Genomic DNA, 20,864 nt, shown 5'->3' with positions numbered 1-20,864 from the left:
TTGCCGTGACGCCCATGGTTTCGCCGCGCGCTCCGCCTAACTCGCTTCGATGAACAGACGCGCCCTTCTCGCCTTCGCCCTCGTCTCCACCCTCGCCATCCCTGCCGCCGCGCAGGAAAACCCCGCGACCTTCGATACCCTTCTCGACGAAGCCGAATCCCTCGCGCCGCTCGAAACGGTGATCGTCTCCCGCTATGGCGAGATCGTCGCCGAGCGCGGCTATCGCGGCAATTCCGTCACGGATCCCACCAACATCAAGTCGGCGTCGAAATCGATCGTCTCGGCGCTCGTCGGCATCGCCATCGACAAGGGCGTGCTGGAAGGTCCCGACCAGAAGATCGCGCCGCTGCTGGCGGACGATCTTCCCGACGATGCCGATCCGCGTGTCCACGACATCACCATCGGCCATCTTCTCTCGATGCAGGCAGGGCTCGGGCGCACTTCCGGGGGAAATTACGGGCGCTGGGTGTCGAGCCGCAACTGGGTGCGCGCCGCGCTCGCCATGCCGTTCGACGACGAGCCGGGCGGGCGGATGCTCTATTCGACCGGCTCGACGCATCTGCTCTCCGCCATCCTGACCAGGCAGACCGGCCGCTCGACGCTGGAACTCGCCCGGGACTGGCTCGGCCCGCTCGACGGTTTTAGCATCGGCTCGTGGGAGCGCGATCCGCAGGGCATTTATCTCGGCGGCAACCAGATGGCGATGACGCCGCGTTCGCTCGCCGCCTTCGGCGAACTCTACCGCAATGGCGGCGAGACGCCGGACGGCGAACGGCTCGTCTCGGCCGAATGGATCGAGACCTCCTGGCGGCCGCGCACCAATTCGCGCTTCAACGGCGACGGCTACGGCTATGGCTGGTTCCTGCGCGAGATCGCCGGCGCAAAGGTCGTCTATGGCTGGGGCTATGGCGGGCAGATGCTCTATGTCGTGCCCGAACTCGACCTGACCGTCGTGATGACCTCGGACGAGGCCAGTCCCTCGGCGCGCAGCGGTCATCGCAACGATCTGCACGGCCTGCTCGGCGAGATCATCGAGGCCGCGCGCCGGGCCGAGAGCTGACGTTCGGACGATTTGCGGGGACGCGACGAAGGGCGTGCTTGCGCCGCCTGCCGCGAGCGACTAGGCAGGGCGGGGGAGTTGAAACCGCGCCGCGCCGCTTCGGCCGCGATCGGGGTCCATCCCCTTCCGAACAATTCGCGCGTCACATGTTCCGGCAGGTCGACGTTCCTCTTGCAGCCTGGAAACCGATGACCCATTCCGCGACCCCAGACGCCGTGCAGGCGGCTCGCGCTTGGACCAAAATTCTCGCCCGTTATCGCGAGCCGAGCACGGCGCGCAGCGTCTTCGAACTCGTCGTGACAATCGTTCCGTTCGTCGTCCTGTGGACCGTCACCGCGCTCGCCGTCGTCAACGGCCATTACTGGGCGCTGGTGCTGACGATTCCCGCTGCCGGCTTCCTCGTCCGCCTCTTCATGCTGCAACATGATTGCGGCCATGGATCGCTGTTCGCGCGCCGCGATCTCAATGACTGGACCGGTCGGGTCATCGGCGTCCTCACCTTCACGCCGTATGACTACTGGCGGCGCACGCACGCCGTCCACCATGCCACGACCGGCAATCTCGGCCAGCGCGGCATCGGCGACATCGACACGCTGACGGTCGCCGAATATCGCGCGCTGTCGCGTTGGGGGCGGACGAAATACTGGCTCTACCGCCACCCGCTCGTCATGTTCGGCATCGGCCCGGCATGGCTGTTCATTTGCCAGTACCGCCTGCCGTTTGGCATGATGCGCGCCGGCATGACGCCCTGGACCTCGACTCTCGCCACCAATCTGGGCATCGCCGCTCCCGCCGCGCTCCTGATCTGGCTGATGGGCATCGGCCCGTTCTTGATGGTGCAGCTTCCGATCACGCTGATGGCCGCGACGGCGGGCGTCTGGCTGTTCTACGTCCAGCACCAGTTCGAAGAAACGCACTGGAGCGAGCAGCAGGACTGGAATTTCCAGGAGGCCGCGCTGCACGGTTCCTCGCATTACGACCTGCCGGCCGTTCTGCGCTGGTTCACCGGCAATATCGGCATCCACCACGTCCACCATCTGTCGTCGAAAGTCCCATTCTACCGACTTCCCGAAGTCCTCGAGCACCACCCCGAACTGCGCGACATGGGCCGCATCACCTTCATGGAAAGCCTGCGCTGCGTGAAACTGGTGCTGTGGGACGAGCAGCAGCGGCGGCTGGTGTCGTTCCGCGACGTGCGGATGGCGATGGCGTGATACGGTCCGCGCCGCGGCGCGGACATTTTTGCTAAGCGGACCCCCACCCTTTATCCCTCCCCACAAGGGGGAGGGAGGCCGTCAGCATCCCGCTCTTGTGTCGGGCTTGGCATCACGAACGAAAGAACGAGCGCGGCGCGCATGTCCCCCTCCTCCTTGTGGGGAGGGGTAAGGGGCGGGGGTCTCCTTCGAGGGAATCCCTAAGAGACCCTCTTCAATTCCGAATGGCTCTTCAGCGCCCGCCCGCCATCTTCCTGCTCCACCAGATAGGCGGGCTCTTCCTCCGTCGCCTTGCGCTTGATCTTTTCGCCCTTGATCGTGCGCTCCACTTCCTCGGTGAAGCTCTCGGCCACCTTGCCCGTCGCCTTGCCGCTGCCCCACTTCCACTCGACCCTCGTGCCTTTGCGGAATTTCGCCATGTCGTCGCTCCTTCGCTCGCGGGGAAATGACCGGTCCGGCATCGCGGTTCCAAATGCGCAGGCGGCGTCGATCGTGTATGATCAGTCATTCGAGAGCTGGGGTCGGTACGGCCGGTCCAGCCTGGACATGACTCGGCCGCCGGCTTCATCTCCCGCACCAGCAAGCGGAGGAACGAAGCATGGCAAACTTTCATGTCGTTGCGGGCGCGCAGGGCGGCATCGTGCGGCCGCGCATCCGGCGGATTGATATCGGCGAGGTCTTCGGCTGTCTTGGCGCCGGCATCGCGGACTTCCGCGACCGGCCGTCGCATTATGTCTTCCTCTTGATGATCTATCCGATCATCGGCATCGTGCTTCTGACCTGGGCGGCGGGCGCCGATGCATTGCCGCTGGTCTACCCCCTCATTTCCGGCTTCGCGCTTCTCGGCCCCTTCGCCGCGCTCGGCATCTACGAGATCAGCCGGCGCAAGGAGCAGGGGCTGGACACGCACTGGAGGGACGTGCTCGCCCTGCGCCATTCGCCGGCCCTTCCGTCGATCGCCGGGGTCGGGGTCTTCCTGTTCGCGGTGTTCCTCGCCTGGCTGCTGGTGGCGCGTCAGCTCTATATCGGGCTGATCGGCACCGCGGCTCCGTCCTCGCTCGCGGCATTCTGGCAGGAAATCGTCGGCACCGAAGCGGGTTGGACCCTGATCGTCGCCGGCAACCTCATCGGTCTCGCTTTCGCGCTGGTCGTGCTGGCGACGACGGTCGTCGCCTTCCCGATGTTGCTGGACCGCGATGTCGGCGCCTATTCGGCGATGGAAACTTCGGTCCGCGCCTTCCTGAAGAACCCGCTGCCGATCCTCGTCTGGGGCATGATCGTCGCCGCGGGACTCGCGCTGGGCATGGCGACCTTGCTCGTCGGACTGATCGTCATACTCCCGATCCTCGGCCACGCGACCTGGCATCTCTATCGCAGCGTCGTCGGCATGGGCTGAGGGCAGGGCTCCTGACAGCCTCCTGTCAGGACGATGCGCCAGAGCCGGCGCCACCCTTTTCTTCGACCCGGACTCTCTCCATATTCCGGCCATGGCCAAATCTCCCAAGACCGCGCGGCGCAGCCCGATTACCGATTTCATGGACGCGTCGGAGCCGCTGCATGGCTTCGGCGAAGCGCCGCAGGCCGAATTCGAGGGCGCGCCGCTGACCGGCGGCGTCGCTGACTGGGCGAAGCAGATTTCGGAAGAGGCGGAGAAGACTGCGCCGCCGAGGAAAACGGCCGATGCGGCGAAGCCGGCGAAGTCACCCAGGAAAATCCCCGAGCGTTCGTCCGCCCCCACCCGCTCGGGTCGCGGCACGTCGATGGGCGGGGCGGCCTCGCCCAGGGAGCGCGCGGCCGCCGGCCTCAATCCCGTCGCCGGCATGGATGTCAGCCTGGAAGACGCGGCATCCCTGTCCTCGTCCGGCGTGACCGCGACGGTCGCGGCGCTCTCCGCCCTGATCGAGAGCGGCAACCCGCTGCACAAGAACGGGGAATTGTGGGTGCCGCACCGGCCGGCGCGGCCCGACAAGTCCGAAGGCGGCATCTCCATTTCGATGGAGACCGATTTCAAGCCGTCGGGCGACCAGCCGACCGCGATCCGCGACCTCGTCTCCGGTGTGCGCGAGCATGACCGCACGCAGGTCCTGCTCGGCGTCACCGGCTCGGGCAAGACCTTCACCATGGCGAAGGTGATCGAGGAAACACAGCGCCCGGCATTGATCCTCGCACCGAACAAGACGCTGGCTGCGCAGCTTTACGGCGAGTTCAAGTCGTTTTTCCCGAACAATGCCGTCGAGTATTTCGTCTCCTATTACGACTACTACCAGCCCGAAGCCTACGTGCCGCGCACCGACACCTTCATCGAGAAGGAATCGTCGATCAACGAGCAGATCGACCGGATGCGCCACTCGGCCACCCGCTCTTTGCTTGAACGCGACGACGTCATCATCGTCGCGTCGGTCTCGTGCATCTACGGTATCGGCTCGGTCGAGACCTATACGGCAATGACGTTCCAGATGCAGGTGGGCGACCGGCTCGACCAGCGCCAGCTTCTCGCCGACCTCGTCGCGCAGCAATACAAGCGGCAGGACATCAATTTCGTGCGCGGCTCGTTCCGCGTGCGCGGCGACACGATCGAAATCTTCCCGGCCCACCTGGAAGACCGCGCCTGGCGCATCTCCATGTTCGGCGACGAGATCGAGACCATCACCGAGTTCGACCCGTTGACCGGGCAGAAGACCGGCGATCTGAAATCGGTCAAGATCTACGCCAATTCGCACTACGTCACGCCGCGTCCGACGCTCAATCAGGCGGTCAAGTCGATCAAGGAGGAACTGAAGCACCGCCTGGTCGAACTGGAACAGGCAGGGCGCCTGCTCGAAGCGCAGCGGCTCGAACAGCGTACGCGCTTCGACCTCGAAATGCTGGAAGCTACCGGCTCCTGCGCCGGCATCGAGAACTATTCGCGCTATCTGACCGGCCGCGCGCCGGGCGAGCCGCCGCCGACCCTGTTCGAATACATTCCCGACAATGCGCTCGTCTTCATCGACGAGAGCCACGTCACCGTGCCGCAGATCGGAGCGATGTATCGCGGCGACTTCCGGCGAAAGGCGACCTTGGCCGAATACGGCTTCCGCCTGCCGTCCTGCATGGACAACCGGCCGCTGCGCTTCGAGGAATGGGATGCGATGCGTCCGCTGACCGTCGCGGTGTCGGCCACGCCCGGCGGCTGGGAGATGGACCAGTCCGGCGGCGTCTTCGCCGAGCAGGTCATCCGCCCGACCGGGCTGATCGACCCGCCCGTCGAGGTGCGCCCGGCCAAGAGCCAGGTCGACGACGTGCTCGGCGAAATCCGCGACACCACCGCCAAAGGCTATCGCACGCTCTGCACCGTGCTGACCAAGCGCATGGCTGAAGACCTGACCGAGTATCTGCACGAGCAGGGCATCCGCGTGCGCTACATGCACTCCGACATCGACACGCTGGAACGCATCGAAATCCTGCGCGATCTGCGCCTCGGCGCGTTCGACGTGCTGGTCGGCATCAACCTCCTGCGCGAGGGGCTCGACATTCCCGAATGCGGCTTCGTCGCCATTCTCGATGCCGACAAGGAAGGCTTCCTGCGCTCCGAGACCTCGCTGATCCAGACGATCGGCCGCGCGGCGCGCAATGTCGACGGCAAGGTCGTGCTCTATGCCGACCACGTCACCGGCTCGATGGAACGGGCGATGGCGGAGACCAACCGGCGCCGCGAAAAGCAGCTTGCCTACAACGAAGCAAACGGCATCACGCCGGAAAGCGTGAAGAAGAACATCGGCGACATCCTGTCCTCGGTCTATGAGCGCGACCACGTCCGCCCCGACATCTCGTCCGTCACCAGGGACGGGCAGATGGTCGGCGCCAACATGAAGGCGCATCTGGAACATCTGCAAAAGGAGATGCGCGATGCGGCTGCCGATCTCGACTTCGAGCGCGCGGCGCGCCTGCGCGACGAGATCAAGCGCCTGCGCGAGATGGAACTCGCCATCTCCGACGATCCGCTTGCGCGCGACGTCGAGATGGAAAGCCCGGTCTCGGGCCGCGAGAAGGGCAAGCACAACAAGGGCCGCGCCCGCCACCGCACGGTGGGCGAGGACGGCCAGAGCCTTTTCCGCAAGCCCGACCTCGACGAGATGGGCACCTCCGGCGACCACGCGACGCCCGCCGGCTCCACCCTGTTCCGCAAGAATTCGCTCGACGAGATGACCGTACGCCGCACGGAAAAACCCACCGACGGCCCGGTGCCGAAGCGCGAGCGCGCCGGCATCGGCTCTTATGAAGACCCCGCCGACCAGCGCAAGCAGAAGCGGAGACCGGGCAAGACCGGCCGGCCGGGGCGGTAGCCCCAGGCGTTCGCTTGCGCCCGGTCAGGCGAGGACCGACGCGAACAGTTCCGGGTCGACATTGCCGCCCGAGGCGACCACCACCACATCGCCGCCCGAAACCCTGTCGCCATGGAAGAGCGCCGCCGCCAGCGCCACCGCGCCGCCCGGTTCCACCACGATCTTCAGCCGCGTGAAGGCGAGCGCCATGGCGCGGCGCACGTCGGATTCGGCCACCGCGATGCCCGCGCCGCACAATTCCTTCATCACCGGAAAGGTCAGCCGGCCCGGCTGCGGCGTGACGATCGCGTCGCAGATCGAGCTTGCGCCCGGCTGGTTGGCCCGGATCTCGCCCGCCGCGAGCGAACGCGCCGCATCGTCGAACCCTTCCGGCTCGCAGGTGCGCACGGTGAAGCCCGGCGCCTCGGCGGCCAGCGCCAGCGCGATGCCCGAGGTCAGCCCGCCGCCGCCGCAGGGCACCAGAACCTCGCCGGGCGCAACGCCCAGTTCGGCCACTTGGGCGGCGATCTCCAGCCCCACCGTGCCCTGTCCGGCGATCACCTCCGGTTCGTCGAAGGGGCGGATCAGCGTCAGCCCCCGCTCGCCCGCCAGCCGCTCGCCGATCGCGTCGCGGTCCTCGCCCACGCGGTCGTAGAGCACCACCTCGGCGCCATAGGCGCGGGTGTTGTCGATCTTCATCTTCGGCGCGTCGGATGGCATGATGATCACGGCCGGCACGCCGTGCATCTTGGCCGCCAGCGCCACGCCTTGCGCGTGGTTGCCGGAGGAAAACGCGATCACGCCGCGCGCGCACACATCCGGCTCGAGCGCTGAAAGCGCCGACCAGCCGCCGCGAAACTTGAACGAGCCCGTATGCTGCAGGCATTCCGGCTTCACGAAGACGCGCCGCCCGGCGATCTCGTCGAGGAATTGCGAGTTCAAAAGCGGCGTCCGGCGGGCCTTGCCCTCCAGGCGCGAAGCTGCGGCGCGGATGCGGGAAATATCGGTCATGGCCGCCTTATGCCAAGCCGCGACGCGCGCCGCCAGTCCCCAGGCATCGAACCGAAAAGTGGGAACCGGTTTTCGGACCCATTCGATGCCTCACTTTAACCCCTTCCCCTGTAGGTCGGCACCCCCTGTTCGGGCACCCACACATCGGCCGGCGCCGCGCCGGTCTGGTAGAAGACGTCGATCGGAATGCCCCCGCGCGGATACCAGTAGCCGCCGATCCGCAGCCATTGCGGTTCCAGAAGCTCGACCAGCCGCTTGCCGATCGTCACCGTGCAGTCCTCGTGGAAGGCGCCGTGGTTGCGGAAGGAAAACAGGAACAGCTTCAGCGACTTGCTCTCCACCAGCCAGTCGCCGGGAATATAGTCGATCACCAGATGCGCGAAATCCGGTTGGCCGGTCATAGGACAGAGCGAGGTGAATTCGGGCGCGGTGAAGCGCACCGTATAGCGCGTGCCGGCTTGCGGGTTCGCCACGCGCTCCAGCACGGCATCCTCCGGCCGGGCCGGTATGGCGGCATCCGCGCCGAGCTGCGTCAGCTTCGAATAGATCGTGTCATGCGCCAAGCGCTTCGTCCTTGTTTTGACCGGGTAGGCTGCGACCGGAATTGCGAAAGGCGCGCGGATAGCAGGGAAGGGCGGCGAGGTAAAGGCGGGCGGCGGTGCCGGGACTACGGGCACTTCCCCCACCACCTCGTCATCCTCGGGCTTGACCCGAGGATCCATGCCTCGCCGCAACCTCCTGCGCTCGGGGCAAACGTGATCGCGCCACCTATCCACCGTCACCCCTGTGCCCGTCACAGGGGTCCATGCCTCGCCATCACCGCCGGCACTCCGGCGCAGGCCATTTCGTCACCCGCCCGCCCATCACAAACGCAGAGGCATGGATCCCCGGGTCTGCGCAGCCGCTCCGCGCCTGCTCCGCCCGAGGATGACGAAGGGGCGCGATGTTCCCTTCTCCCCTTGTGGGAGAAGGTGCCCCGAAGGGGCGGATGAGGGGTACAGCGCAAACGCCACTCGCCTCGCCGCTCCCCCTCCACCTCTTCGGGCTCGACCCGAAGATCCATGCCTCGCCGCTTCCGCTGTTGTCCGGCCGGGATTCGTTAATAGCTTTTAACTATCCTTGATCGTCTTATTCGGCCAGCGCGCCGCTGCTGCCGGTCCCACGAACTTTCCGGTTATTGCGCTGCGATGGGCGCCGTTGGTCGAACCGCCGCCCCGCGCCTCGCCAATCGTCGTGCTGGGATGCCGGACGGCTTGGGCTTTGGTGACAAACTGTCCGCTGCCTGCGCTTCGGTAGTTCTTACCGCTGCCTGAACTGCTCTTTGCCATGCGATGTTCCTTTCGCCATGATGCGAATCAGGGTTTGAACGATACAATCGTTCACGAAACGTTCCTTTTGGTCAAGGCGAGAGTGAAATGACGAACAAGCTTTACTACGGGGATAATCTGGGCGTGCTGCGCGAGCATATTGCCGATGAGAGCGTTGATCTCATTTACTTGGATCCTCCCTTTAATTCGAATGCCAGTTACAACGTACTGTTCAAAGCACCGAACGGCGTTCAAAGCCAAGCGCAGATCGAAGCGTTCGACGATACGTGGCATTGGTCGGAGGCGGCGGAAGACTCCTATTGGCAGGTGCTCAAGGGGACAAATACCGACGCCGCGAGGATGCTAGAGGCGATGCGTGGCTTTTTGGGCGAGAACGACATGATGGCCTATCTCGCCATGATGTCCATCCGATTGATTGAACTTCATCGCGTTCTAAAGCCCACCGGTTCCCTTTATCTTCACTGCGATCCGACCGCGAGCCACTATCTGAAAATCCTTATTGACGCTGTTTTCGGTGCGAGGAACTTCCGCAACGAGATTGTTTGGAAGCGAACAAGCTCAGCAAACAATCCGCGCCGGTGGGGGCCTGTTCACGACGTGGTTCTTTTTTCCTCGAAATCGGATGCATTTAACTGGAACCGTACATTGCAGTCCTACGATCAATCTTACGTAGGCACGAAGTACAGATTTAGCGATGAGCGGGGAACTTACCGCCTGTCTGATTTGACCGCTTCGGGCACGCGAAATGGCGAATCAGGAAAGCCATGGAGAGGCTTTGATCCCACTCCGATTGGCCGCCATTGGGGTATACCAAAAGCTATTCTCATCGAGATAGGAGCTGATGATCTATCTGGAACGGGCGCTAAACTCGACGCACTCGATGAGGCGAACTTTATCTATTGGACGCCTGGACGACCAGGAAGTCCGGGATTTCCACAGCTCAAGCGCTACATCCAAGATGGACAGCAAATTCAGAGTGTCATCGATGACATCCCGCCCGTAAATTCTATGGCGAAGGAACGCCTCGGCTATCCCACGCAAAAGCCCGTCGCCCTTCTCGAACGCATTATATCCGCTTCGTCCAATCCCGGCGATATCGTGCTCGATCCGTTCTGCGGCTGTGGCACAACCGTTCATGCGGCGCAGAAACTGGACCGTCAGTGGATCGGCATCGACGTCACTCATCTCGCGATTTCTCTCATTGAACGAAGGCTGCGCGATGCGTTTGGGCGTGGTGCCGAGTTCGTTACAATCGGTGTCCCAAAAGACATCGAGGCCGCCCGCGATCTCGCAACGCGCGACAAGCACGAGTTCGAAAAATGGGCAATCGCACTTGTTCCCGACGCTCAGCCCTTCCGAGGCGGACGCAAGGGTGCTGATACCGGGATCGATGGCGTTGTTTTCCTGCGTACCGGCAAGAACAAGACCGATCGCGCCATCGTGGAGGTCAAGGGTGGCGGGATTTCGGTCGATCAGGTTCATAAGCTCAAGAGCGTGATCGGACGTGAGAAAGCTCTGATTGGCCTCTTCGTAACGCTCAATCCGCCCACACGGCAGATGGTAGCGGAAGCCGCATCCGCGGGCTTTGTCGAGATCGACATGGGAACTGGCACGCAGCGCTTCCCGCGCATCCAAATTCTAACGATCGAAGGGCTCTTGAGCTTTCGGGAATTCCCCCGCTTGCCGATTATTGATTCCACCGCGTTCAGAAAGGCACCGGCGGAAAAGTCGGACAAGCAAGCGGGTTTTGTTTTCTGATTTTCTCGCCTCAACAAAAAAACTTATCCCCACCCCCGCCACCTCCCGTATTCTCCCTCCCATCGCCCTTGCGGGAACCGGAGCCGGAACCGGGTTTTGGGAGGGCGGCGGTGACTTCCCCCGGAGGCGTGGTTCGCCGAAGGCTCGTGAAGGCACGGAACAGGCCGGCGTGGTGAGGCGCGCGCGTCAAGCGCAATCCGAGCCATGCGGGAAAAGCCGCGGGCGTCCCTAAAGGGATCGTCTGTGACCGGCCGAGAGCGTGACAGCCACCGACGGACGGCCGTTCGGGTCGCAATACAACAAAAAGAACTGGCGAACCGGACGGCCGCCCGTTTCCCGACCCATCCCGCTCCCGGCTAAAGGGCGCGGCCGCCTTCGCACGCCCAAAATCCAGCCGAGGAGAGAGAAATGCAGGAAGAGCCTTACGACTCGAATAGCTGGGAGCCGCGCGAGGTGCGCATTGCCCGTCATGTCGGCGTGTTGTGCGAGGGGATCGGCGCGCTCGTCGCTGCGCCGCCCTATCCCGAGGCCGAAATCCTCACCGCGTTCCGGCTCAAATCCGGCATGGCCGGTCTGCCGCATTTTTGCCCGCGCGCCGCTTGTCGGCGCGCGAACTCCTGCCGCGCGAGCGACATCGAGGCGGGCGCGGCCTGCGGGGCGCAGTTCTGCGCGGAAACCGAGCGCGACTTCCAGGCCATGGTGCTCGGCATCCTGATCGCCTGGCGCGCGCAATGCGCCCGCGCCGCGCGCGAGGCGGCGGCGCTTGCCCGCTGGTCCGGTGCCGAAACGAACGCTGCGCCATTGTCGCGGGGAAGGCGGGCGGCTAAGCGGAAGGGATGACCCACCACGACCGGCCGATGCTCGGCATCCTCCTGATGATCGGCTTTTGCGCCATCGCGCCGCTCGGCGATGCGACGGCGAAGATCCTCGGCGACACGATCCCGCTGGTGCAGCTTCTGGCCGTGCGCTTCGCCATCCAGGCCGTCATCCTATTGCCGATCATCTTCGCCACCGGCATTTCGCTGCGCATGAGCCCCTATGTGCTGCGCATGACCTTCCTGCGCACCGCGCTCCACATCGTCGGCATCGGCGCGATGTTCACCTCGCTGCGCTATCTGCCCCTGGCCGATGCCGTCGCCATCGCCTTCGTCATGCCGTTCATCATGCTGGTGCTCGGCGCCACGATCCTCGGCGAAGAGGTCGGCCCGCGCCGCATCGCCGCCTGCGCGGTCGGTTTCATCGGCACGCTCCTCGTCGTGCAGCCGAGCTTTGCCGAAGTCGGCTGGCCGGCCTTCCTGCCGATCGTCGTCGCCTTCACCTTCGCCTTCTACATGCTCGTCTCGCGGCAGATCGCCAAGGAATGCGATCCGCTCGCCTTGCAGACCATTTCCGGCTTCATCGGCACGCCGGTGCTGGTGCTGATCCTCGCGCTGTCATGGGGACGGACGGACACGTTTTTCGGCATCGTCACGCCGAATGCGACCGAGACCTGGCTGCTCATCGCCATCGGCGTGCTGGGCACCTGCGGCCATCTCCTGATGACGTGGTCGCTGCGCTTTGCGCCGTCCGCCACCGTCGCGCCGGTGCAATATCTGGAAATCCCCTTCGCCACCTTCATCGGCTGGCTGATCTTCGCCGACCTGCCCAACGGCCTCGCCGCCATCGGTATCGCCATCACCATGGCCGCCGGGCTCTACATCCTGTTTCGCGAGCGCAGCCTGGCGCAGCCGCGGCCATCGGAGGCATGATGCCGAAAAGTGGGAACCGGTTTTCGGACAACATCATGCCCAGGAGAAAGCTGATCAGGCATCCGCGACATCGATGCGGCGAGAGAGCGATTAACCATGATGGCCGGATATGAGGATGTGATCGAACCGTCCATGAAACGGACCGTTTTGCCGCCGAGACAGATTGCCCGAACATGGACGACCGATTTGATGAAGTTCCGCTCGATTCTCTCCGCCCTTTTCGTTTCCACCTTGGCCGCCTTCATCGTCGCCCTGGTCGTCATGCGTCCCATCGATCAGGCGCGCGCCGGGGATATCACGGCACGATGCCAGGGCTATGAGCGGCTGACGGTCCTGCTCGGCAATACGCGCAAGGTGGAAGGGTTCTCGATGCGGCGGTGCATGGACGCGATCGGACGGAGTTGAGGAAACATCCGGCGCGGAGCGACTGGACATGGCGGCCTCCAACGCGGCACATCTGGCGCGTCTTTGAAGGGCGAAACATATCCGGGCATCAGCTAAAAGCTGAATCAAAACCGTCTGTTAAGGTTTACTGTTTAGCAATCTTCTCAAGACGAGAGGATTTGCGATGCGTATCGTGTTGGTCGCCGTTCTCGTGGCGCTGAGCTTGTCTGCCTGCGCCTCGGCTCCCAAGAACACCACCAATTCATGCTCGATCTTCGCGCAGCGAAGCGGGTTCTTCGAAAACTGGCGGCGTGACGCGCAGCGCGTGGAGCGCGAATATGGCGTGCCGGTGCCGATCCTGATGGCGACGATCTATACGGAATCGAATTTCGAACCGCGCGCCCGCCCGCCGCGCACGAGGCTTTTCGGCGTCATTCCGTGGAAGCGGCCCTCGACCGCCTATGGCTATTCGCAGGCGCTGGACGGGACGTGGGAGCGCTACCAGCGGGAGACGGGGCGTTTTGCGGCGCGGCGGACCAATTTCGGCGACGCCATCCACTTCGTCGGCTGGTATCACGACACCAGCAGTCGCACGAACGGCATCGCCAAGACCGACGCCTACAATCTCTATCTTGCCTATTACTCGGGACATGCGGGCTATGCCCGCGGGTCATGGCGCGGAAATGCCGGCGTCCAGCGCGCGGCCCAGCGCGCGACGACCATGGCGAACAACTACGCCGCCCAACTGCGCGGATGCTAGGCCCGCAGACCGGCGTCGACGAGGTTGAGGTTGTGACGCGGGCCGCGCCGGTATGCGTCGCGCATCCGGGCCTCGATGGTGGCACGGCGAGGGGCTTTCTCGTCGGAAAGCCCAAGTTCCTCGAATACCGCATCGATCGCGTCGCGCAACCGGTTGTCGTCCTGCAAATCCGTTTGCCCGGAACGGGCCCGCAAAGCACTGACAGTCATCGTGGCCTCCCGTGTCTCGTCAGGACGCAGCCACGCATCCTGAACTCGGGCCAGATCTGGCGCTGGCCATAAATTATGGTAGTGCAGGCATTCGAAAATAAAGAGGCGCCGGCCATCACTCTTGTTGCCGCGATGAAATGATTGCGCGAGCTTTCGACCGATTTCCCTTGACCTTGGGGAAATTTGCACGGCGCCCATATTTTGGCGAATCACATTTTTCTGTGAGCCTGACGTGATCGGCCGGGGTTCTGCCGCAGTGATTCCAACAAGGCTCTCAGGTGATTGAAAAATCGGGCGTCAGGGGAAGAGCGGATGCGGCTCCATGGCAAGATGGAGAGACGCCCCGTTCCACGGATGCGCATCCGCCATGGCCTCGTTCACTTCGACCCCAAGCCCTGGCTCTCTGGATGGGATGACCCATCCGTCCTCCCAGTCGATCTTCTTCGTCAGAAGCTCGGCATGAAAGCCGTCCCAGGTTCGGATGGACTCCAGGATCAGGAAATTCGGCAGGGTCGCGGCAAGCTGGATGTTGGCGGCGCCGACGATCGGGCCGCAATAGCAGTGCGGGGCGATCTGGATGTGATACGCCTCGGCCATCGCCGCGATCTTCTTCGTCTCCAGAATGCCGCCGGAGCGGCCGAGGTCGGGCTGGAGGATCGAGGCGGCGCGCTGCTCGATGACGCGCGCGAACTCCCACTTGGTCGTCAGCCGCTCGCCGGTCGCGATCGGGATAGAGGTCGAGCGCGCGACCTCGGCCATGACTTCCGGCATGTCGGGCGGGACTGGCTCCTCGAACCAGAGCGGATCATAGGGCTCGATCGCGCGGGCCATGCGGCGCGCGCCGGAGGCGGTGAACTGGCCGTGCGTGCCGAACAATATGTCGGCGCGCGTGCCGACCGCCTCGCGGATCGCCTTCATCATGCGCGCGGACAGGTCGATGTCGACGAGGCGCGGCTGGTGGCCGTCGAAGGCAGTGTAGGGGCCGGCGGGGTCGAGCTTTACGGCGTTGAAGCCCTGGCTGACATATTGAAGCGCGCATTCGGCGGCGAGGTCGGGGTCGTTGTAGACGTTGCGGTCGGCGTTGTCGGCTTCGTTCGGATAGACGCTGCCGGTCTGGGGATAAAGATAGGTGTAGGAGCGCAGGCGCTCGTGGACCTGCCCGCCGAGGAGCTTGTAGACCGGCTTGCCGGCTTCCTTGCCGACGATGTCCCAGCAGGCCATTTCAAGCGCCGACACGCAGCCCATCATCGAAATGTCGGGACGCTGCGAAAAACCGGACGAATAGGCGCGGCGGAAGAAATTCTCGATGTCGTGCGGGTCGGTGCCGATGAGGTAGCGCGCGGCGACATCCTCGATCATCTTCGCGGTGAGGTGCGGGCCGAAGGTGGCGTTGTATGCCTCGCCATAGCCCTTGACGCCGCTATCGGTCGTGAGGCGGACGAAGATGAAGTAGCGGCCGCCGATGTGAGGCGGCGGGTTGCCTACGACCCAGGTCTTGACGTCGGTGATTTTCATGGTCGGTCCTTTGATCGGTAAGGCGGTGGCGACGGAGTGGGGTAAGCCTCGACGTCATCCCAAACCCTCCAGCACCATCTCCGCGCCTTTCCAGCCCGTCATGATCGCCGCCGCATTCGTATTGCCTCCGACGACGCTCGGAAAAATCGAGGCGTCGATGACGCGCAGGGCTTCGATGCCGTGGACCTTGAGACGCGGGGAGACGACGGAGGTGGAAGGGTCGGGGCCCATGCGACAGGTCGAGACGGGATGATAGACCGTGCCGGAGCGGCGACGGAAGTCCTCGATGAGCGCATCGTCGTCCCGGACAAAGGGTCCGGGAAGGACTTCTTCCGCGATCAGCCCGCGCATCGCCTCGGTTCCGGCGAGGCGGCGCAGGAATTTGACCGCTTCCAGCATCTCCTCGACGTCGTGGTCGGTCGAGAAGGCATTGACGACGATCTTCGGATGCTCTGTCGGGTCGGCGGAGCGGATCATGATTTCGCCGCGGCTGGTCGGGCGGCAGTTGGACAGGCCGATGGAAAAGCCGGGCCATGGATCGGGCGAAAGGATCGGGCGTTCGCCGGGGCGCGGCAGGACGGTGGAGAACGCCTGGAAATAGAGCTGCATGTTCGGCCGGTCGAGGTCCGGGCGCGTGCGGAAGAAGCCGCCGCCCTGGTTCATCGACATCGCCAGCGGTCCGTCGCGCATCAGCAGATAGCGCGAGCCGGCGAGCATCTTGCCCCACCATGGCCGCAGCAACTGGTTGAGCGTCTTTTCGCGTGCCTTGAACGTGTAGTTGATGCCCTGATGGTCCTGAAGGTTGCGGCCGACATGGCGGGAGTCCTGCCTTACTTCGATGCCGAGCGCGTGGAGGTGATCGGCGGGGCCGATCCCGGAGAGTTGCAGCAGTTGCGGCGAGTTGACCGAACCGCCGGCGACGATGACCTCGCGACCGGCGCGGACCTCCTGCCTGCGGCCGTTCTTGAGATATTCGACGCCGATCGCGCGGGAGCCTTCGAAGAGGATGCGGGTCGCGAGCGCGTTCGTCTCGACGCGCAGGTTCGGGCGCTTCATGGCGGGGCGCAGGAAGGCGCGCGCGGCGGACATGCGGCGCCCGTCGCGCGTGGTGATCTGGTAGATGCCGATGCCTTCCTGGGCCTCGCCGTTGAAATCCGGGTTGATGGGAAGACCGAGTTCCCGGCCGGCGGCCAGGTAGCTTCTGGTCAAAGGGTGGACATGACGGGTGAGGTCGGTGACGTGGATCGGGCCGCCGCGGCCGCGAAAGGCGTCCTCGCCCGCCTCGTTGTCCTCGATCTTTTTGAAGATCGGCAGGACGTCGTCATAGCCCCAGCCGGCATTGCCCGCGTCGCGCCATTCATCGAAATCGGACGAATGGCCCCTGATCCAGACCATGGCGTTGATCGAACTCGATCCGCCGAGAATCCTGCCGCGCGGCCAGTGGTCGGCATTGCCGGCGAGGCCGGGATCGGGCTCGGCGCGATAGTTCCAGTTGACGCGCGGGTCGAAGAAGGTCTTGCCGTAGCCGAGCGGCATCTGGACGAAGAAGCGCCGGTCCGATCCGCCGGCCTCCAGCACCAGAACCGAATGCCGGCCGGAAGCGGACAGGCGCTCGGCGACGACCGAACCGGCCGAGCCGGAGCCGACGATGACGAAATCACAGATGTGCGCGGAGGAGGGAATGTGTGAGCCTCGCCGGATGAAGCCCGAAGCTTAGCCGGAGCGGGCGGGGCGGGCGCAACCCCATCCGGCATGGCTTGTGGATTTTCCGACCGGGGGTTACGGGAATACGACATCAGTTTCGGATTGCAGGGGAAGCCGACATGAATCGCAGCGACGTCAACCCGGTCGGAGAACTCACGCTGCGAACGCTCGCCATGCCCGCCGATGCGAACGCCGCCGGCGACATCTTCGGCGGCTGGGTGATGGCGCAGATGGATCTGGCCTGCGGCATTCGCGCCGCCGAACGCGCCAAGGGCCGCGTTGTCACGGCGGCGGTCAAGGAGATGTCCTTCGCCAAGCCGATGAAGGTGGGCGATACGCTGTGCATCTATATCGACATCACCAAGGTCGGCCGCTCGTCGATGACCTTGCGCGTCGAAGCCTGGGCGCAGCGCTATCTGTCGGATCTGATGGAGCGGGTCACCCATGCCGATTTCGTCATGGTGGCGCTCGACACCGACGGCAAACCGAAAGCCGTTCCGGCCGAGTGAAGTTCTTCGCAGGCTGATTCCGCGAAACGGCTCAAGCCGCTGAAATCCGCCTGATTTCCGGATTGGCGGCATCGAAGGCCGAACGCGCCGCCTCCACCTTGCCGCGATTGTCGCGCGCCCATTCGCCGAGTGCGCGGACCGGCACGAGCAGGTCGCGGCCAAGCGGCGTCAATTCGTAATCCACGCGCGGCGGAATGGTCGGGTAGATGGTGCGGGTGACGAAACCGTCGCGCTCCAGCCCGCGCAACGTGGTCGTCAGCATCTTCTGCGAAATCGAGCCGAGCGTCCGCCGCAGTTCGGAAAAGCGGTGCGGGCCGTCGCCCAGCGTTTCGATCACGAGCACCGTCCACTTGTCGCCGACGCGCGACAGGATGCCGCTGACGGCGCGGCACGTATCGGTCTCGTGCAGGTGACTGAGTGTCAATGAAGTGCCTCCTTGTGAAACTCAGGATCGGTCACTTATGTAGTGTCAGTATCAAAAGGATACCAAGTTTCCTTAAAACAGGAGTTTCTCATGGCCAACCCCAAGATTGCAATCGTCATCGGATCGACCCGGCCCGGCCGGTTTGCCGACAAACCGGCCGCATGGATCAAGGAACTGGGCGATGCGCGCCCGGACATGACCTTCGAGGTGGTCGATCTGCGCGACTATCCGATGCCGCTCTTCGACGAGGAAGTCTCGCCCGCCTGGGCACCCTCGAAGAACGAGGTCGCGCGCAAGTGGCAGGATAAGATCGCCGAATTCGACGGCTTCATCTTCACCGCCGCCGAATACAATCACGGGCCGACCGCCGTCCTGAAGAACGCGCTCGACTATGCCGCGGCAGGATGGACCAACAAGCCTGCGGCCTTCGTCGGCTATGGCGGCGTCGGCGGCGCGCGTGCGGTGGAACAGCTTCGCCTGATCGCGGTGGAACTCCAGCTCGTGCCGGTCAAGACCGCCGTTCACATCATGTGGCCGGTGATGGTCGAGGCCAAGGAAGGCAAGAGCCTTGCGGAGTTCGGCTTCCTAAATGACGGAGCCAAGGGCATGTTCGACCAACTCGCCTGGCTGGCCAGCGCGCTTAAGGCCGCGCGTGACGCCGACGAAAGGCAGGCGAAGGCGGCTTAAGGCTCCGACAGGATGCGGGCGGCGATGACCTTGTCGATTCGTCGCCCGTCCATGTCGACCACCTCGAAGCGCCAGCCGAGCGCTTCGACCTTCTCGCCGGTTTCGGGCAGTCGGTTGAGATGTGACAGAACGAAGCCGGCCACCGTCTCGTAGGAGCGGCGATTGGGCAGTTTCAAGCCCAGTGTCTCGGCCATGTCGTCTGCCGGCATCCAGCCCGACAAAAGCCATGATCCGTCATCGCGGGCGACGGACATGGGCTCGTCCTCAGCCGAATCGAAGCGGAAAACGCCCGCGATCGCCTCCAGAATATCGGTCGGCGTGACCAGGCCCTCGAAGTTTCCATACTCGTCATGGACCAGCGCCATCGGGATGTCCGCCATGCGCAATGTAGCGAGCACATCGAGCGCGTCGGTATAGTCGTGGACGATGGGCACGTCCTTGACGACCGCGCGCAGGTCGATTTCCCTGCCCGACAGCAGATGCGAGAGAACGTCGCGGGTGCGCACGATGCCGAGCATCCCGTCGATGCCGTTCTCGGCGACGGGCAGGTGCGAATGCTGGGTTTCGATCAGCTTGCGGCGGACGATTTCCTTCGCGGCGTCGACATCGAGCCAGTCGACATCGAGGCGCGGTGTCATGATCGAGCGCACCGAGCGGTCGGCAAGGCGCATGACGCCGGCGATCATGCGGCGCTCGTCGGTCTCGATGACGCCGGAGCTTTCGGCCTCCGCCATCAGCGCGGCGATCTCCTCGTCGGTAACCTTCCGGCTGTCCTGCGAATCCTGACCGAGCAGCTTCAGCACCGCCTTTCCCGACACGTCGAGCAGCCAAACCAGCGGCAGCGCGATGCGGGATAGGAGCTTCATCATGGGCGCGACCCTGACGGCCACCCGCTCGGGGTTCTTCAGCGCGATCTGCTTGGGAACGAGTTCGCCGATGATGAGCGAGCCGTAGGTGATGAGCGCGACGACGATGCCGACGCCGAGCGGGTTGGCCGCGGAGGCGGGCAAGCCGGCGTCCAAAAGCCAGGCCGACAGGCGAAGACCCAGCGTGGCGCCGGAAAAGGCGCCCGACAGGACGCCGACCAGCGTGATGCCGATCTGCACGGTTGAGAGGAAACGGCCGGGATCCGAGGCGAGGCGAATGGCGCTCCGGGCACCGGAGACGTTCTCTTCCGCCATTGCCTTCAGGCGGGCGGGCCGGGACGACACCACGGCGAGTTCAGACATGGCCAGAACGCCGTTGACGCAGATGAGGACGACGACGATCGCGATTTCGATTGTGAGCATGATGTCCTGCTCACTACCAAAGCGCGCGCCCCGGCGCGAGAGGCAAAATCAGCGGCAGGCGACGTAGCCGTTGCGCCGGCCCTTCAAGTCGAAATGGAAATGGTCGGCATGGGCGGCGTTGTAGCCGGGGCCGAGGACCGTGGTGAAGTAGGAACAGCCGCCGCGGCGCACGTTCGTCAACAGGCTCTTCTCGCGGAAGGCGAACCAGCCGGGCTTGCGCACGTCGATGTCGCGGCCGTTGTTGAGTTCGATGCGCATGACGTCGAGCGCGTTGCCCTTGGAATGTTCGGACGCCGTATTGGTGCCGGCGATGCGGCGGCACGAATAGCTCGACCCCTGATGGATGGTCTTGACGCCGGACAGATACCGCCAGCGGGCCGAGGGCGCGAGTTCGTTGCGGGTCCAACTCGCGAAGGCGAGCGCCATCTGGCAGTTGAGCGTGGCAGCCGGCTGCATCCTGATGTTGCCGGCGAGGCTCGAGACCTGGATCGGATGGTCGATGCGGCAAGACCCGCCATCATTGATCGGTGCGAGATCGCGATAGGTGACGCCCATGCGGCGCAATTGCTGCCTGCACTGGGCTTCTGCGGCCGGCATCGTCATGCCCTGCGGCGCGGAGGGCTGGTTGAGGCGCGGATAGCCGACCATCATCGGGTTGGACGGCACGAGACGCTGCATTCCCGACGAGGAGGCGACGGGGGCGCGCGGCGTGACGGATGCGATCGACGAGGTGTAGCCGACATCGGCGCGCGGCTCCGGCGACATGACGTCGATGACGGAACAGGAAGTGAAGGCAATGGCCCCTGCCGCAATCGCGAAAACACTCGCAACGGTGCGGACCTTGCCCGGCAAATACGCGCCGAACGCTTTACGCATGATACTGAACCCGTCTTCCTGTCCCGTCGCAGGCAGGTTAGGCAAAAAGGGTAAATGAAGTCTGGCCCGCGAGGTTAACGGCCCATG

21 protein-coding genes are annotated in these 20,864 nt (G+C 64.3%); 11 read left to right on the top strand and 10 right to left on the bottom strand.

The genetic code is table 11. The annotated features are described in order from the left end of the window. Positions 1-49: 49 nt before the first annotated feature. Together PZ895_RS01950 and PZ895_RS01945 are read left to right on the top strand one after the other, a co-directional pair. Entirely contained in the window at positions 50-1,060 is a 1,011-nt protein-coding gene (locus PZ895_RS01950; RefSeq protein WP_275837342.1) for a serine hydrolase, read from the top strand. A 188-nt stretch (positions 1,061-1,248) separates the two neighbouring features. Next, positions 1,249-2,274 (top strand): fatty acid desaturase, encoded by a 1,026-nt coding sequence (locus tag PZ895_RS01945; RefSeq protein WP_275837341.1) that lies wholly within the window; start codon positions 1,249-1,251, stop codon positions 2,272-2,274. A gap of 200 nt (positions 2,275-2,474) precedes the next feature. On the opposite strand, the gene PZ895_RS01940 is transcribed toward PZ895_RS01945, so the two are convergent. Next, the gene (locus tag PZ895_RS01940; protein WP_275837340.1) at positions 2,475-2,693 is read right to left on the bottom strand and encodes a DUF2945 domain-containing protein; all 219 of its coding nucleotides are present in this window, start codon (positions 2,691-2,693) and stop codon (positions 2,475-2,477) included. A gap of 179 nt (positions 2,694-2,872) precedes the next feature. Here PZ895_RS01940 and PZ895_RS01935 point away from each other — a divergent pair, with 179 nt between their 5' ends. Both PZ895_RS01935 and uvrB read left to right on the top strand, forming a co-directional pair. Beyond that, entirely contained in the window at positions 2,873-3,670 is a 798-nt protein-coding gene (locus PZ895_RS01935; protein WP_275837339.1) for a DUF2189 domain-containing protein, read from the top strand. Positions 3,671-3,761: 91 nt separating this feature from the next. After that, positions 3,762-6,596: an excinuclease ABC subunit UvrB gene (gene uvrB, locus PZ895_RS01930; protein ID WP_275837338.1), complete on the top strand. Its 2,835-nt coding sequence runs from the start codon at positions 3,762-3,764 to the stop codon at positions 6,594-6,596. 24 nt (positions 6,597-6,620) lie between these two features. Here the strand turns inward: uvrB and PZ895_RS01925 are convergent, their stop codons facing one another. The 3 genes from PZ895_RS01925 to PZ895_RS01915 all read right to left on the bottom strand — a co-directional run bounded on the left by PZ895_RS01925 (position 6,621) and on the right by PZ895_RS01915 (position 8,914). Then, positions 6,621-7,586: a threonine/serine dehydratase gene (locus tag PZ895_RS01925; RefSeq protein WP_275837337.1), complete on the bottom strand. Its 966-nt coding sequence runs from the start codon at positions 7,584-7,586 to the stop codon at positions 6,621-6,623. Between the two features lie 95 nt (positions 7,587-7,681). Further along, positions 7,682-8,149, bottom strand: coding sequence for a preQ(1) synthase (gene queF / locus PZ895_RS01920; protein ID WP_275837454.1), 468 nt, complete (start codon positions 8,147-8,149; stop codon positions 7,682-7,684). Between the two features lie 546 nt (positions 8,150-8,695). After that, positions 8,696-8,914, bottom strand: a complete 219-nt coding sequence (locus PZ895_RS01915; RefSeq protein ID WP_275837336.1) for a hypothetical protein — start codon at positions 8,912-8,914, stop codon at positions 8,696-8,698. Positions 8,915-9,001: 87 nt separating this feature from the next. On the opposite strand from PZ895_RS01915, the gene PZ895_RS01910 reads away from it, so the two are divergent. The 5 genes from PZ895_RS01910 (at position 9,002) to PZ895_RS01890 (ending at position 13,564) form a co-directional block, all read left to right on the top strand. Then, positions 9,002-10,672, top strand: coding sequence for a site-specific DNA-methyltransferase (locus PZ895_RS01910; RefSeq protein ID WP_275837335.1), 1,671 nt, complete (start codon positions 9,002-9,004; stop codon positions 10,670-10,672). 408 nt (positions 10,673-11,080) lie between these two features. Then, on the top strand, positions 11,081-11,512 hold the full coding sequence (locus PZ895_RS01905; protein WP_275837334.1) for a hypothetical protein: 432 nt from the start codon (positions 11,081-11,083) through the stop codon (positions 11,510-11,512). Beyond that, on the top strand, positions 11,509-12,420 hold the full coding sequence (locus PZ895_RS01900) for a DMT family transporter (protein ID WP_275837333.1): 912 nt from the start codon (positions 11,509-11,511) through the stop codon (positions 12,418-12,420). The genes PZ895_RS01905 and PZ895_RS01900 overlap by 4 nt, the downstream gene beginning before the upstream one ends. 189 nt (positions 12,421-12,609) lie before the next feature. Continuing rightward, positions 12,610-12,825, top strand: coding sequence for a hypothetical protein (locus tag PZ895_RS01895; protein ID WP_275837332.1), 216 nt, complete (start codon positions 12,610-12,612; stop codon positions 12,823-12,825). A 163-nt stretch (positions 12,826-12,988) separates the two neighbouring features. Then, entirely contained in the window at positions 12,989-13,564 is a 576-nt protein-coding gene (locus PZ895_RS01890) for a transglycosylase SLT domain-containing protein (RefSeq protein WP_275837331.1), read from the top strand. On the opposite strand, the gene PZ895_RS01885 is transcribed toward PZ895_RS01890, so the two are convergent. The 3 genes from PZ895_RS01885 to PZ895_RS01875 all read right to left on the bottom strand — a co-directional run bounded on the left by PZ895_RS01885 (position 13,561) and on the right by PZ895_RS01875 (position 16,953). Beyond that, positions 13,561-13,773, bottom strand: coding sequence for a hypothetical protein (locus tag PZ895_RS01885; RefSeq protein WP_275837330.1), 213 nt, complete (start codon positions 13,771-13,773; stop codon positions 13,561-13,563). The two genes, PZ895_RS01890 and PZ895_RS01885, sit on opposite strands and share 4 nt — an antisense overlap. A gap of 297 nt (positions 13,774-14,070) precedes the next feature. After that, positions 14,071-15,288, bottom strand: coding sequence for a mandelate racemase/muconate lactonizing enzyme family protein (locus PZ895_RS01880; protein WP_275837329.1), 1,218 nt, complete (start codon positions 15,286-15,288; stop codon positions 14,071-14,073). A 54-nt stretch (positions 15,289-15,342) separates the two neighbouring features. Next, positions 15,343-16,953, bottom strand: a complete 1,611-nt coding sequence (locus PZ895_RS01875; protein ID WP_275837453.1) for a GMC family oxidoreductase N-terminal domain-containing protein — start codon at positions 16,951-16,953, stop codon at positions 15,343-15,345. 158 nt (positions 16,954-17,111) lie between these two features. On the opposite strand from PZ895_RS01875, the gene PZ895_RS01870 reads away from it, so the two are divergent. Beyond that, positions 17,112-17,501: an acyl-CoA thioesterase gene (locus PZ895_RS01870; protein ID WP_275837328.1), complete on the top strand. Its 390-nt coding sequence runs from the start codon at positions 17,112-17,114 to the stop codon at positions 17,499-17,501. A 31-nt stretch (positions 17,502-17,532) separates the two neighbouring features. Here the strand turns inward: PZ895_RS01870 and PZ895_RS01865 are convergent, their stop codons facing one another. Then, positions 17,533-17,925, bottom strand: a complete 393-nt coding sequence (locus PZ895_RS01865; RefSeq protein ID WP_275837327.1) for a helix-turn-helix domain-containing protein — start codon at positions 17,923-17,925, stop codon at positions 17,533-17,535. A gap of 90 nt (positions 17,926-18,015) precedes the next feature. Here PZ895_RS01865 and PZ895_RS01860 point away from each other — a divergent pair, with 90 nt between their 5' ends. Beyond that, the gene (locus PZ895_RS01860) at positions 18,016-18,612 is read left to right on the top strand and encodes an NAD(P)H-dependent oxidoreductase (RefSeq protein WP_275837326.1); all 597 of its coding nucleotides are present in this window, start codon (positions 18,016-18,018) and stop codon (positions 18,610-18,612) included. On the opposite strand, the gene PZ895_RS01855 is transcribed toward PZ895_RS01860, so the two are convergent. Both PZ895_RS01855 and PZ895_RS01850 read right to left on the bottom strand, forming a co-directional pair. Further along, entirely contained in the window at positions 18,609-19,901 is a 1,293-nt protein-coding gene (locus PZ895_RS01855) for a hemolysin family protein (RefSeq protein ID WP_275837325.1), read from the bottom strand. The two genes, PZ895_RS01860 and PZ895_RS01855, sit on opposite strands and share 4 nt — an antisense overlap. Before the next feature lie 48 nt (positions 19,902-19,949). Continuing rightward, a complete protein-coding gene (locus PZ895_RS01850; RefSeq protein WP_345803514.1) occupies positions 19,950-20,777 on the bottom strand; it encodes an extensin family protein in 828 nt (275 codons plus the stop codon). Between the last annotated feature and the right edge of the window lie 87 nt (positions 20,778-20,864).

The organism is Mesorhizobium sp. YIM 152430 (genome assembly GCF_029210365.1).
In the GTDB taxonomy this organism is placed as follows: Bacteria; Pseudomonadota; Alphaproteobacteria; order Rhizobiales; family Rhizobiaceae; genus Aliihoeflea.
The sequence above is the reverse complement of the archived record's forward strand: the minus strand, read 5'-3'. Positions and strand labels throughout refer to the sequence as shown.